The following is a 13,439-nucleotide window of genomic DNA, read 5'->3' on the forward strand; positions in this document are numbered from 1 at the left end:
CTTTCTTTCATTTTAGACTTCATTGAATGCATGGCCAACGTCATAGAAATCACTACGAAAGCGATTTGTGCTTGAGTAAATGCGTACTTGTTTCCGTGGGTGAAGCAACCTTCCAGCTCTTTCTATAGTTATTATCTAACGTAAAATCGGAGCAAAACTCAATTGGTTTTGCTCCGATTTTCTATTCAAACATTTCTTTATTCATTTCTTTAATTGCTGCTTTTTCCAATCGTGACACTTGTGCTTGTGAAATACCGATCTCTTCAGCAACTTCCATTTGTGTTTTTCCCTGAAAAAAGCGTTTGTTAAGTATCATTTTTTCACGTTTGTTTAACCGCTGCATTCCTTCTTTTATTGATAAATGATTAATCCAGTCATTATCTTTTACATTTTCATCACTTACTTGATCCATTACATAAATAGGGTCTCCACCATCATTAAAAATAGGTTCAAATAAAGATACAGGATCTTGGATTGCATCAAGAGCAAAAATAACATCCGTAACCGGTACATCTAATTCTTCAGCAATTTCCATGGGAGAAGGATCCTTTGACGTTTTGTTTAATAATTTCTCTCTTGCATGCAGCGCTTTATATGCTATATCTCGTAATGATCTTGACACTCTTATCGGATTGTTATCACGCAAATAACGTCTAATTTCACCGATAATCATTGGGACAGCATAGGTGGAGAATTTTACATTTTGACTTAAGTCAAAATTATCAATTGATTTCAATAACCCGATACAACCAACTTGAAATAAATCATCACCGTACTCTCCTCGGTTATGAAATCTTTGAATAACACTTAATACTAATCGTAAATTTCCATTAACTAATTTTTCTCTTGCAGATTGATCCCCATTCTGCATTTCCCTAAAAAGAATTCTCATTTCTTCATTTTTTAATACTGGTAAGGTTGCTGTATCTACCCCACAAATTTCTACTTTATGTCTTGTCATTTAATACCCTCCCAATTGGAGATCCTTCTCAAAAGTCAGTATCACCAATCGGGAGTTTTTTATGCATCATCCATCATTTACCATTTGTGTTAATTAAACCATTTTATTGAACTCTTTTTGTAGCCTTTTAATGATCTTTTTTTCTAGACGAGATATATAGGATTGTGAAATTCCTAGCAAATCTGCCACATCTTTTTGTGTCATTTCTTCCTTGTCAACTAAACCAAATCTTAACTCCATAATTTGTCTTTCTCTTCCATTTAGTTGATCTAACGCTTTTCGTAATAATGTTTTATCTATACTCTGCTCTAAATCTTTAAATGTTACATCTTCATCCGTCCCTAACACATCTGAAAGCAAGAGTTCATTACCATCCCAGTCCACGTTTAATGGCTCATCAAATGAAACTTCGGTTTTAATTTTATTATTTTTGCGAAGGTACATTAATATTTCATTTTCAATACATCTTGATGCATAAGTAGCTAGCTTAATTTTCTTTTCCGGATTAAACGTATTGATGGCTTTAATTAATCCTATTGTTCCGATACTTATTAAATCCTCAATATTAATACCAGTATTTTCAAATTTCCTAGCAATGTATACAACAAGACGTAAGTTTCTCTCAATAAGGACTGCTCTAGCAGCTTTATCTCCTACAGGCAATCGATTAATTAATTCATATTCCTCTTCTTTAGATAACGGTGGCGGTAATGCTTCACTTCCCCCAATATAGTAAAGTTCTGCTACATTAAAGCCCATTTTCTTTAGAATTTTGTAAAAAATCATTTTATATTTGTGTTGTTCGATTAGCATTCCTTCCACTCCTTATCCTATATAATATCACCCTGTTTGTTGAAATAATTTAGGGTGTAATAAACAATGGTAACTGTTATCAGCGACTAAAGTTCCAAATTGAATACCAATCAAAACCTTCTTATTTGTAAGCTGGATATTTTTCGTATGTATGTGAAGTACATCAGGTTTAAAAGCAATCATAAAATCATGTTGTCCACCTACCCCTTGAAAAGGTAGAATTCGAAAAGTGGTTGAGGAGAAATGGTCAATTCCTTCGTCCATCAAGTTTTGAAAAGACATTTGCAATTGCATTATTTCCTGCTCATCCAGCCAATTCTCAAGAACTGTTTGATCGACAATAATGACAGGGGTTTGGGTAAACGGATCGATTAAATGGTTTCCACTATCCAAATAACCCGTGGTCTCCACCTGTTTATCTTTCCATTTAATTTTTACGCTGTAATAAAACTCATGCTGAAACTGTTCCATTTTGTGCTTGTCCATTCGGATTTTTGTAAAAAAATAGATGATAGGGAACCCGATTACGACGAATAATCCATGTATTTGATCAGATGCAATGCCCTGTGTAGATAAGTAGTCTTCAGTTGAAAATAAAAAGTGAATGGCAAATAAGCCACCACCTATTGAAAATGTCATAAAGTAAAATGAGCACAATAACTTTAAATAAATAGCCACATTCTGAAAACCAAAAGCAATCCAAATGATAATAAAGGAATGAACAATCTTTAATATCCACGAATCAATTGGAAATGTTGGAAAGATAAAGGATAACGGTACAATTAAGGAACCAAAAAAGCTGGCTATTACTATTCGATACCACTTGGTTATATGTTTAGTAATCGATTGAGTTAGTAACAGAATCATCCAATCAATCATAAAATTGAGTAGCCATATTATTTCAACATAAACAACCACTATGTCCTTCCTTTCCAACTAATGTAAAGTGTGACTTATTAGGGTGTTGATAAAAGAAGCATTTCTTGTCTACTAAGTATAAAGAAAAGAAAGAAAGAAGTCTGTCACAGTTTGTATGCAAAAAACATCTAGTTTTCAGAAAAAATCCATAATCTTGTTGAATCAAATCTCTGAAATAAAAAAGAATGTTAAGACCTCTATCTCTTGGAGGGTTGCTTCCCCATTTAAGAGGATGTGTATTTGTTTTTTAGAACACCAAAAAACCCGTTTCAATGGTTGATTGAAACGGGTTTTAAACTAGATGGTAATGATGTCTATCTTCTTCTATTACGATTCCTTAAAAAAGTTGGAATATCTAATGTATCTTCTTCTTGTTTTGGTCTCGATGAAACAGAAGAAGTAGCAGTTGGATTAGCTGATTCCTGTGCTTTTTCTTGTTGTTTTTCTCTACTGTTAGTATTGGAATGTAAAACAGATTTGGGTTTGTTTTGTGTAGTTTTCATTTGCGACTCATCAAAGCCTGTCGCAATAACAGTCACAACAATTTCATCTTTCAATTCCTCATTTATTACTGAACCGAAAATGACATTCACTTCCTGATCCGCAGCTGAGGTCACAATATCTGCAGCCTCTTGAACTTCATATAAGCTTAGATTTGTTCCACCTGTAATGTTCATAAGTACACCGTGCGCACCATCAATTGAAGTTTCCAATAATGGCGAAGAAACAGCTTTCTTGGCAGCCTCTGCAGCTCTACTCTCACCTGTCGCAACTCCGATACCCATTAATGCTGAACCTTTATCAGCCATAATTGTTTTTACATCGGCAAAGTCAACGTTAATTAATCCAGGTGTCGCAATTAAATCAGAAATACCTTGTACACCTTGGCGTAAAACATTGTCTGCTTCACGGAATGCTTCTAACATAGGTGTGTTCTTATCAATTATTTCTAGTAATCGATCATTTGGAATAACAATCAAGGTATCTACGCTACTTTTTAATCCATCAATTCCTGAAACAGCTTGGGTTGATCTTTTTCTGCCTTCAAAAGTAAACGGACGAGTAACAACTCCTACTGTTAATGCTCCTAATTCTTTCGCTACCTGAGCAATTACTGGTGCTGCACCTGTACCGGTTCCACCGCCCATACCAGCTGTAACAAAGACCATATCAGATCCTTTAAGAATTTCTTCAATCTGTTCTTTACTTTCTTCTGCAGCCTTTCTTCCAACTTCAGGGTTTGCTCCAGCGCCTAAACCTCTCGTTAATTTTGTACCAATTTGCATCTTAACTTCTGCTTTTGAAAGGTTTAATGCTTGCGCATCTGTATTTACTGCAATAAATTCAACACCTTGAACACCATGCTCTATCATTCGGTTAACAGCGTTGCTTCCTCCACCGCCTACACCGATTACTTTTATCGTAGCTAGCTGATCCATATTCGTATCAAAGTCTAACATACCATTTCCTCCCATTTTTGCTAGATTAATAGTCTGTCTTTTCCCACGTATTCCTTTTCTTCATTATTCTCAGTCAAAGAAATATTTGAAGAAGTTTGCTAATTTAGGTTCTTTCTTTTCTTTTACACTTTGTTTATTAGTTGTCTTTTTTACCCTTTTTGGCTTTTCTTCTATTTGAGGTGCTTTTTCTCGTTCAACTGTAACAGCATCAGAGAATTCTTTCCCTTGTATTTTCGCATTCTTATACGCAAATTTCAAGATACCGATACCTGCTGTAAACTGTGGTTCACGCACCCCTATGTAATCAGGAATTGCAATTCTGACATTACTTTGGTAAATATCCTGTGCTAGATCAGCAGCCCCAGGCATACTCATCGAACCACCTGTGAGTACCAGGCCACCCGGAATTTCATCATAACCCATTTTTTGAATCTCACGTGCACTATATACTAAAATTTCTTCTAATCTAGCTTCGATTATTTCAGTTAAATCTAGCTGATTATATGTTTGTCTTTGATTGCTACCAATGATATTCACGTCAAAAACTTCCTCTTCATTGGCATCATTAAAAAATGCATGGCCATGATCGAGTTTTATATCCTCTGCTTCATCTGATGTTGTGCGTAATCCAATAGAAAGATCCTTTGTAATATTATCTCCACCTAGTGGTATTACACTAGTAGCGACCAATCCATCATTTTCGAATATCGACACAGTTGTACTTCCACCACCAATATCAAGTAAAGCAACACCTAAATTTTTCTCGTCTTGAGATAGTGCTACTTCACCAGTTGCTAATGGCTGCAAGCAAATATCCATAACATTTAGTCCTGCTTTTTCTACACATTTTAAGATATTATGTAACATCGTTTTCGAACATGTAATAATGGTACCTTCCATCTCTAAGCGAACTCCGATCATCCCTCTTGGATCACGAATTTCGTCTAATCCATCAACAATAAATTGCTTTGGTATTACATCCACTATTTCTCTTTCAGGTGGAATCGACATAACTTGTGCAGCATCCATTACACGATGTATATCTTCTTCCGAAATTTCTTTATTATCACTAGATACTGCAACCACTCCATGACATGGTTGTAGCTGGACATGATTACCATTAATTCCAACAATTACTTGATCAATATGTATATCTACCATACGTTCAGCTTGCTCAACCGCTGTACGGATTGAATGAACAGTCTCATCTATGTCAACAATAGCTCCTTTTTTCATACCTAGAGACTTTGCCGTACCAACACCAATTACATTTAATGAATCACTTTGAATTTCTCCAATGATAACTTTTATTTTTGATGTACCTATATCCAAGCTGACTAGAATTTCACCGTTATCCATAAGGCACCTCCTATTTCAATGCATTAAACTACGATTCATTTCATATATTATTAGTATAATAAACTGTATTAAACACTATTATAATAAAAAATACAATATTTTTACATGAATATATGTAAATTTACCGGAAAAATATTAAAAATTATGAATTAAGCTCTTTTTTGGCTTTTCGATATAGATAATATTTCTCTAATAACAACCTTCTTATAATAGCTAAATTTTGGAATAATCTTACTCCGAATGCAAAGATTGCAGCTAAGTATAAATCTATTCCTAGCTGAACTCCTAAAAAGGCTAAAAATGCTGCCAACGAAACATTGAAAAAAAAGCCAGAGATGAATACTCTTTGATCAAATTTCGAATCCAATTGAGCTCTTATACCGCCAAATAATGTGTCTAAAGCTGCTAATACAGCAATTGATAAATAATTGGCATATTCCTCCGGTATCGTCATATTTGTCATAAACCCTAGCAATAAACCAATTATTAAAAACAATGCCGGTAACCACATTAGCCTTCACCTTCTTCTTGGACATCAACGATATCTACATCTTGTAACTCAATCTGGTCATCATACGCTGGCAGTATGATTTCACTTTGTTCTGTAAGACTAATTAAAATATTTTCTAACGCGAAATAGTCACCTATTTCACTAGCCTCTATATGATTGTTTATTTGTTCAGCATCTTCAGTAAGAACACGCATTTCAGTTGGCAAATCTCCAATCGAACTATTGTTTACATATATATTACCATTCACATCTCTTATCGGTGTTATATTAATAATCCGCTGGTTTTCAATAGCCATTTCTGTTGCTCCTGCAGCATTCAATTCGTTTATAAATAATTGAAGTAATTCTGCGTCTATTTTAGGAAATTCTTGATATTCTTCATCTAAGAAAAGTGGTTCCAACTTAATGATAAGACCTTGTCCTTTTTTTTCTGTTAATCCAGCTTGTTCTCTTAATTGTTCAATGGAGTTTTTTAATGATTCAATTTGTTGATGTTCTGTTTGTTCCTGATACTCCTGAAGCGTATTTTCTGCTTCTGCTATCTCCATATAAAGGCTTTGTTGGATTTTTTGCTCTTCTATCAATGCTGTTCTTATCTCCCAGGTGTCTCTCGTATCACGATTTGTAGTTTGGTGATTGGTATTAAATAATATCGCAACCATAAAGCCGATCAATAAACAAACTATTCCTATCATAAAGTGCTGTTGCCTAAAGATTTTCTTCATATCGTCACATATCCCTTGCATACATTTCAATAGTTGATTTCTTCTCAATTGCCAGTTCGATATTATCCTGTACAAGCTTATCGACAACACCATTTCTAAGGTTTAAGCTAACATCGAGAATTTCCTGATCACCAATTGCAGAAATAACAAATGGTGCAGGATATGACTTCCCATCAATAGAAATCACAGGACCAATACAAGATATGTAACTATTTCGATATATTCGTTGTCCATTTATTGCAATAGCTTTTGCACCTGCACTAAACAGTTCGTTGACAGTCTGATGAATGTGCCGGTCATGTACAATATATTGATTGGCATGATCTTCTGCAGGTATAAAATTTGCGTCCTTTAATGTCACGATAACACCTTCACCACTTATAGACAGTTCTCCGGTCAATTTTTGCAAATTTGTTTTGGTATCTACCAAATCTTTTAAGATATCGGCTTCTTCCCCCAATTCCTGTTCGATGGATTGCACTTCTTGCCGGATTTGATTTAATTCTGATCTTAGCTCTTTGTTTTTTTCTTCCATGTCGATTAGCTGTTTACGATAATAAAAATCTCTTTCCCATTCCTGATTATTAACTTGTACGATTTCTGCGTTTGAATTTGTCTGCTGATAGCTAAAGGTTAGCAAGAAGCCCAACACAAGAAAAACTAATGCAAATACTAACTGTCTACTCTTCATTTTCTTCTTCTATCTTCTCCTCTTCTTCCTTTTCTACTTCATATGGAGTGAATACTGCTCCACCTTCGTCAATCTTAATAATACCTTCACTACTATGATCCAACTGACTTACAATAGATGGATAACTACCAAGGTAAGAAGATAAGTTACGGATAGAAGACTCAACCTCCTGTCCATCTGTCATATACAACTTAATCTTATAAGGATTAGATTCTGATGGAATCCAGTTCACCTCAGAAATCAAGGCAGAAACATATACAGAAAGGTCAGCTAATTCTTCCGATATTTCATCTAAATAGTGATCATCTTTAAACCCCTTTAAAATTGGAACATCGCCATTTAGATTGGAAGCATTCATCTCAGCTAATACATCACCATTTTCCAAAAGAGGTTGTACATTTCCGTTGATCTCTACATAGCCTACATGGTTTAATTCAGTTATATCCATTACAATCGTATTTGGGAAAGATCTCGAAACCTCTGCCTCTTTTACTTGAGGGTGTGATACAATATTTTGTTCTAAGTCTTTCGGTTGAACCCTCCAAAAGTTTACATTTTCTCCTATCTCACTTTGGGCAATTATTTCTTCTTCTGTGAGCCATTGTAAGCCATTCACTGATATATTTTTCACGTAACTCATAGGTGACTGAAGGTAAATCACAATAAATATTAATACAAAAAAGATGAGCAAATAAAAAATCAGTTTTCTGTTGGCTTTTTTTCTGCGCTCTTGTTTCAACTTAGGAATACGGTCTTCTATCGAAACGACTCTTTTTTGTACCATGTCAATACGTCCTTTTCTATTCATCCATTCACTGAAAATTTGTTTACCTTTATTTCATTATAACATAGTCTTTACTATCTAGGTATCACCCAAATCTCCCAACTTTATTGCCGATATTTACTAATATTAATTAATATCCCTACTGAACAGAGAGTCAATGTTAAAGAGGAACCGCCATAACTCAAAAACGGTAAGGTAATACCTGTTACAGGAATTAAGCCAATAACAACACTAATATTAATCATTACTTGAATAGCAATCATACCAGTAATACCTATTGCTAACAATTTTGCGAAAAGGTCAGGTGCGTGGATGGCTGTCAGTATTCCTCGCCATATAAATATAATGAATAACACAATAACAAAGCTTGCACCGATAAACCCTAACTCCTCTGCAATAATCGCAAAAACAAAATCATTATGCGGCTCTGGTAAATAGAAATATTTTTGCAAACTATTGCCGAAGCCAACCCCTAATAATCCACCAGGCCCAATCGCATATAAGGACTGAATAATTTGAAATCCTGTACCTAAAGGGTCCTGCCAGGGATCAAGAAAGGCTGTGATCCGATTAATTCTGTATGGTGCAGAGATAATCAGCAGTAGAAATCCTATTACACCAAAACCTGCCAAAAACACAAAATGTATGATTTTGGCACCAGCTACAAATATTAATAAAAAGCAAGTTAAAAGAAATACCATTCCAGTTCCTAAATCAGGTTGCAGCATAATAATAAGGAAAACAAGCACTGAAAGCATAAGTGGTGGGAGAAATCCTTTTTTAAATTCTGTTATTCTATCTTGATGATTGACCAAAAAACCACTTAAAAACATAATCATCCCAAGTTTAATAAATTCTGCAGGCTGAATACTAAACGCACCGACACCAATCCAGCTTCTAGCACCACCTCTGACAATACCTATACCAGGAATTAACACAGCGATTAATAAAATAAAACAAATAATAAAGATCCATTTCCTGTATTTAATCCATTGGAAATAAGGAATGTTGGAAACGATAAACATCGCTATCACACCAACACCTGCAAATAAAAGCTGTCTCTTCAAAAAATAGAAGGAATCATTAAATTTATACTCAGCCCAGATCGAGGAGGCACTATAAACCATCACTGTTCCCACCAACAGAATTGCAAGAATAGTAAAGATCAAGAAATAATCTGGCTTATGCTGATTTTTCAACATCGGTTGCACAAAAAAAACCCCCAAATCTTAAAATGAATTAGGGGCTTTATTTTTATTCTATAAAATTATATATGCTCAGTTATAATAGACAAGCCCCTATTATAACTTATGCACAGATTCCATAAACATGTTGCCTCTTTCCTCAAAGGTTTTATATTGATCCCAGCTTGCACATGCAGGTGATAACAATACCACATCATCTTGATTGGATAGCTGATATGCTTTTTGAACGGCCTCATTCATTGTGTCTACTATTTCAATTTGTTCTATTCCACTAGCTTCTCCCAATTTTTTTAATTTTGGACTCGTTTCTCCAAACAAAACAAGAGCCTTCACATTTGCCATATAAGGGAGTAAGTCATCAAAGTCATTTCCTCGGTCAAGACCACCTGCAAGTAGAATAATAGATTGATTAAATGCAGATAAAGCCTTAGTAGTTGCAAGTATATTCGTAGCCTTGGAATCATTATAAAACAGACGTCCATTTACTTCTTTTACAAATTGCAGTCGATGAGACACACCAGTAAATGTCATCAAAACCGTTTCGATCACATGATTAGAGATACCTTCCAGCTTCGCTACAGAAATAGCAGCTAATATATTTTCAAGATTATGTTCACCTACTAAAGCTATTGATGCTAACTCCATCACTTTTTCACCACGGAAATATATTGCTTTTTCATCACAATATGTACCGTTTGCCAGAACTTTTTTACGGCTAAACGGGAGAAGATTAGCGGGTGCAGTGAAAATCATCTCTACTATTCTCTCATCATCGGCATTATATACTAAATAGTCTTGATCTGTTTGATTTTTAAATATATTAGCTTTTGCATTCTGATAATGTTCAATCGTGTGATGATAATCCAAATGTGCTTCAAACAGATTAAGCAGTACGGCAATTTTAGGTTTAAATGTATCAATTCCTAATAATTGAAAAGAAGATAACTCTGCAATCATCGTTTGTTTATCATCCATCTGTTCAGCAACTTCAGACGCAACATGACCAATATTTCCTGCTAAACTAACAGGAAAATCTGCTTTTTTAAACATTTCATATATGAGCGTTGTTGTCGTTGTTTTTCCATTTGATCCCGTTATTCCAACAATCTGATCAACCCCAAAATAAGGTATCAATTCTATCTCCGTCAACACAGGTAGCTGTTTGTTGATTGCATGTTCTACTAATATATTTTCATAGGGAATACCCGGGTTTTTAATGATTGCATCGACATCATCCAATAAAGATAAAGGGTGATCACCCACAATTACAGAAATACCCTGCAAATGTAGACTTTGTACATTCTCATCATCTGCAGTAGTTTTCAAATCATTAGCGATAACCTCTACGCCATTCCTATTTAATAATTTCGCTACAGCTGTTCCACTTTTAGCAAGACCCAGCACAAGCACTTTCCGGTATGGGAAGTTCTTTAATTTCCTCATGACGACAACACCTCAATATAAATGCCTAATATTGCAAATAAAATTCCTACTGCCCAAAAGGTGGTGACAACACGCCATTCCGACCAGCCTTTTAACTCGTAATGGTGATGAAGCGGGCTCATTAGAAAGATTCTTTTTCCTCTTGTTTTGAAAGAAATAACTTGAATGATAACAGATAAAGTCTCGAGAACGAATACACCACCAATAATAACTAATAAAATTTCCAACTTTAAAAGAATAGCAATAGCGGCAATAGCACCACCAAGCGCTAAAGAACCAGTGTCTCCCATAAAAACCTTTGCTGGATGTGCATTAAATACAAGGAACCCAAGCAATGCACCAACTACCGAAAGACTAAATAATGTCACACTAAGGTTTGGTATACCATACCAGGCAAGAATAGCAAATGCTCCGAAAGCAATAGCAGCCGTTCCAGCTAATAAGCCATCAAGACCATCTGTAAGATTCACTGCATTGGATGCCCCTACTAACATCACGATAATAAAAACAGGATAAAACCATCCTAAATCAAACGTAAAAGTAGTACCTGGAACCACAATACTTGTTGAAAATTCTTGTTGCAATAACACGATATAAAAAATAATTGCTATCACAATTTGTCCTAGCAACTTCTGTTTAGACGTTAATCCGAGATTTCGCTTTAATACGACTTTAATAAAATCATCAAGGAAACCTAACAAGCCAAAGCCAATTAAGACTAATAATAATAACCAGACTTCATATCCTAACGCACCATTATTAACACGTGTAACGACAACTATGCTTGTTATTGTAATACTTAGTATAATCATGACACCACCCATTGTTGGAGTGCCCGATTTTTTCTGATGTGACTGTGGCCCTTCTTCTCTAATACTTTGTCCAAATTTTAGCCTTTTTAGAAAAGGAATTAAAATAGGGGATAGTAGGACAGTAATCAAAAATGCGATCGCTACTGTAATTAAAAATGTAAATTCATTCATCCATGTTCTCTCCAATCTTCTCTATCCAGCTATGACGATAACTACATGTTAATTCAAATATTTCAGTGCTATTTTTTCATCGTCAAATTCTAATACTTTATCTCCAATAATTTGATAGGTTTCGTGTCCTTTACCCGCAATCAATATTACATCTTTATCATTAGCTTGTTCAATCGTTTGCTTAATAGCTTCTTCCCGATCTAAAACAATCTGATAATTGCTTCTTTTCAATCCTTCGGTCATATCATCTATGATTGCTTGCGGTGACTCTGAGCGTGGATTATCAGATGTAAAGACTGCTTGATCTGCATAATCACATGCAATTTTTGCCATTAATGGTCTTTTACGACGATCACGGTCCCCACCACAACCAACTATAACATGAATTTTCCCTTCACAAAATCGCTTAATTGTTGATAAGACATTTTCTAAGGAATCTGGTGTGTGTGCATAATCGATAATAACGCCAAAATCTTTTTCGTGATCTACTGGTTGAAAACGGCCTTTCACCCCTGAAGTATTGTTTAACACTTTTTGAATTACTTCTAATCCGATTCCTGACGCATAAGATGAAGCTGCTGCTGCTAACAAATTATAAACACTAAACATCCCCATCAATTTACTATTGATCAGTATATCACCTTTTGGTGTTTTCATAGTAAATGATACCCCATTAGACCTCAATTCCACATTAATAGCCTGAAAAGAAGCTTCATTCTTTACACCATAAGTTAAAATCGGTTGGGCAGTTACTTTTTTTAAGAAGGCTGCATGTTCGTCATCTTGATTAATAATGGCATACTTAGGTCTTGTATGGTTTAACGTGCTGCCAAGCTGCGAAAACAATAAACTTTTTGCATGCAAATAGCTTTCCATCGTATCGTGGTAATCAAGATGATCTTGACTTAAATTAGTAAATATTGCGATATCTATATCTACACCGTGTACCCGACCTAAGTCTAATGCATGTGAAGATACTTCCATTGTCACAACATCTATGTCCTTTTTAACCATCTCATGTAAATTTTTCTGTAAGAATAACGCATCCGGTGTAGTATTTTTCACTGGATAGCTCTCACCATTCATTATCATTTGAATCGTACCAATTAATGCTGTTTTTTGCTTGGCATACTGGTGAATTTCATCGATTATATGGGTAACGGAAGTCTTTCCATTTGTGCCAGTGACCCCAATCACTTTCAATTTACTAGAAGGATGGCCATAAAACATGTTAGCCAAATGAGCAAGTGCCCTAGAAGTGTCCGGTACGATAACAACAGGAACCGAGACATCCAATTCTCTTTCCGCGACGATCACTGTTGCCCCATTCTCCACAGCTGCTTCTGCAAATTGATGGCCATCCACCGTATATCCTTTAATACAAACAAATAAAGAATTTGGTTTTAAAAGTCTATGATCCATTTCTATCTGTTCGATATTTATTATATCAAGGTTTTGTTCACATTGATAATCTGGTAAATTTTTTATTAAATCTTTTGCATTCATCCTTGTCACCTTTTTCTTTTGATTACTTTTGATAAAATGAGGCTATGATCAGTGTGGGATTAGGTCCCAACTAATCAGTA

Annotated in this window: 13 protein-coding genes; all 13 read right to left on the reverse strand. The window is 35.0% G+C overall.

The window, feature by feature from the left end; genetic code table 11:
* Window positions 1-181: 181 nt before the first annotated feature.
* Window positions 182-961, reverse strand: a complete 780-nt coding sequence (sigG, locus tag ACTNEP_RS03255) for an RNA polymerase sporulation sigma factor SigG (protein ID WP_441160202.1) — start codon at window positions 959-961, stop codon at window positions 182-184.
* A gap of 93 nt (window positions 962-1,054) precedes the next feature.
* A complete protein-coding gene (sigE, locus tag ACTNEP_RS03260) occupies window positions 1,055-1,774 on the reverse strand; it encodes an RNA polymerase sporulation sigma factor SigE (protein WP_441160203.1) in 720 nt (239 codons plus the stop codon).
* 27 nt (window positions 1,775-1,801) lie between these two features.
* Window positions 1,802-2,692 (reverse strand): sigma-E processing peptidase SpoIIGA, encoded by an 891-nt coding sequence (gene spoIIGA / locus ACTNEP_RS03265; protein ID WP_441160204.1) that lies wholly within the window; start codon window positions 2,690-2,692, stop codon window positions 1,802-1,804.
* 314 nt (window positions 2,693-3,006) lie between these two features.
* Window positions 3,007-4,152, reverse strand: coding sequence for a cell division protein FtsZ (gene ftsZ, locus ACTNEP_RS03270; RefSeq protein WP_441160205.1), 1,146 nt, complete (start codon window positions 4,150-4,152; stop codon window positions 3,007-3,009).
* 69 nt (window positions 4,153-4,221) lie between these two features.
* Window positions 4,222-5,511, reverse strand: a complete 1,290-nt coding sequence (gene ftsA, locus ACTNEP_RS03275; RefSeq protein WP_441160206.1) for a cell division protein FtsA — start codon at window positions 5,509-5,511, stop codon at window positions 4,222-4,224.
* A gap of 142 nt (window positions 5,512-5,653) precedes the next feature.
* Complete coding sequence (locus ACTNEP_RS03280) at window positions 5,654-6,022, reverse strand: small basic family protein (protein ID WP_441160207.1); 369 nt, start codon at window positions 6,020-6,022, stop codon at window positions 5,654-5,656.
* On the reverse strand, window positions 6,022-6,747 hold the full coding sequence (locus ACTNEP_RS03285) for a DUF881 domain-containing protein (protein ID WP_441160208.1): 726 nt from the start codon (window positions 6,745-6,747) through the stop codon (window positions 6,022-6,024). The genes ACTNEP_RS03280 and ACTNEP_RS03285 overlap by 1 nt, the downstream gene beginning before the upstream one ends.
* Before the next feature lie 4 nt (window positions 6,748-6,751).
* The gene (locus tag ACTNEP_RS03290; RefSeq protein WP_441160210.1) at window positions 6,752-7,438 is read right to left on the reverse strand and encodes a DUF881 domain-containing protein; all 687 of its coding nucleotides are present in this window, start codon (window positions 7,436-7,438) and stop codon (window positions 6,752-6,754) included.
* Entirely contained in the window at window positions 7,428-8,222 is a 795-nt protein-coding gene (locus ACTNEP_RS03295) for a cell division protein FtsQ/DivIB (RefSeq protein WP_441160211.1), read from the reverse strand. The genes ACTNEP_RS03290 and ACTNEP_RS03295 overlap by 11 nt, the downstream gene beginning before the upstream one ends.
* 104 nt (window positions 8,223-8,326) lie before the next feature.
* On the reverse strand, window positions 8,327-9,424 hold the full coding sequence (gene spoVE / locus ACTNEP_RS03300) for a stage V sporulation protein E (RefSeq protein WP_441160589.1): 1,098 nt from the start codon (window positions 9,422-9,424) through the stop codon (window positions 8,327-8,329).
* Window positions 9,425-9,523: 99 nt separating this feature from the next.
* Window positions 9,524-10,870 carry a UDP-N-acetylmuramoyl-L-alanine--D-glutamate ligase gene (gene murD / locus ACTNEP_RS03305; RefSeq protein WP_441160212.1) on the reverse strand — a complete coding sequence of 449 codons (1,347 nt, stop codon included), beginning with the start codon at window positions 10,868-10,870 and terminating at the stop codon, window positions 9,524-9,526.
* Complete coding sequence (mraY, locus tag ACTNEP_RS03310) at window positions 10,867-11,853, reverse strand: phospho-N-acetylmuramoyl-pentapeptide-transferase (protein WP_441160213.1); 987 nt, start codon at window positions 11,851-11,853, stop codon at window positions 10,867-10,869. The genes murD and mraY overlap by 4 nt, the downstream gene beginning before the upstream one ends.
* A gap of 48 nt (window positions 11,854-11,901) precedes the next feature.
* The gene (locus ACTNEP_RS03315) at window positions 11,902-13,359 is read right to left on the reverse strand and encodes a UDP-N-acetylmuramoyl-L-alanyl-D-glutamate--2,6-diaminopimelate ligase (protein WP_441160215.1); all 1,458 of its coding nucleotides are present in this window, start codon (window positions 13,357-13,359) and stop codon (window positions 11,902-11,904) included.
* Between the last annotated feature and the right edge of the window lie 80 nt (window positions 13,360-13,439).

Origin of the sequence: Gracilibacillus sp. HCP3S3_G5_2, assembly GCF_052063305.1 — a bacterium.
In the GTDB taxonomy this organism is placed as follows: domain Bacteria; phylum Bacillota; class Bacilli; order Bacillales; family Amphibacillaceae; genus Gracilibacillus.

Bases quoted from the DNA above. Each gene is read 5' to 3' on its own strand.
- sigG (WP_441160202.1), bottom strand. From the start codon at position 961: ATGACAAGACATAAAGTAGAAATTTGTGGGGTAGATACAGCAACCTTA.
- sigE (WP_441160203.1), bottom strand. From the start codon at position 1,774: ATGCTAATCGAACAACACAAATATAAAATGATTTTTTACAAAATTCTA.
- ftsZ (WP_441160205.1), bottom strand. From the start codon at position 4,152: ATGTTAGACTTTGATACGAATATGGATCAGCTAGCTACGATAAAAGTA.
- ftsA (WP_441160206.1), bottom strand. From the start codon at position 5,511: ATGGATAACGGTGAAATTCTAGTCAGCTTGGATATAGGTACATCAAAA.
- ACTNEP_RS03280 (WP_441160207.1), bottom strand. From the start codon at position 6,022: ATGTGGTTACCGGCATTGTTTTTAATAATTGGTTTATTGCTAGGGTTT.
- ACTNEP_RS03285 (WP_441160208.1), bottom strand. From the start codon at position 6,747: ATGAAGAAAATCTTTAGGCAACAGCACTTTATGATAGGAATAGTTTGT.
- ACTNEP_RS03290 (WP_441160210.1), bottom strand. From the start codon at position 7,438: ATGAAGAGTAGACAGTTAGTATTTGCATTAGTTTTTCTTGTGTTGGGC.
- ACTNEP_RS03295 (WP_441160211.1), bottom strand. From the start codon at position 8,222: ATGGTACAAAAAAGAGTCGTTTCGATAGAAGACCGTATTCCTAAGTTG.
- spoVE (WP_441160589.1), bottom strand. From the start codon at position 9,424: ATGTTGAAAAATCAGCATAAGCCAGATTATTTCTTGATCTTTACTATT.
- murD (WP_441160212.1), bottom strand. From the start codon at position 10,870: ATGAGGAAATTAAAGAACTTCCCATACCGGAAAGTGCTTGTGCTGGGT.
- mraY (WP_441160213.1), bottom strand. From the start codon at position 11,853: ATGAATGAATTTACATTTTTAATTACAGTAGCGATCGCATTTTTGATT.
- ACTNEP_RS03315 (WP_441160215.1), bottom strand. From the start codon at position 13,359: ATGAATGCAAAAGATTTAATAAAAAATTTACCAGATTATCAATGTGAA.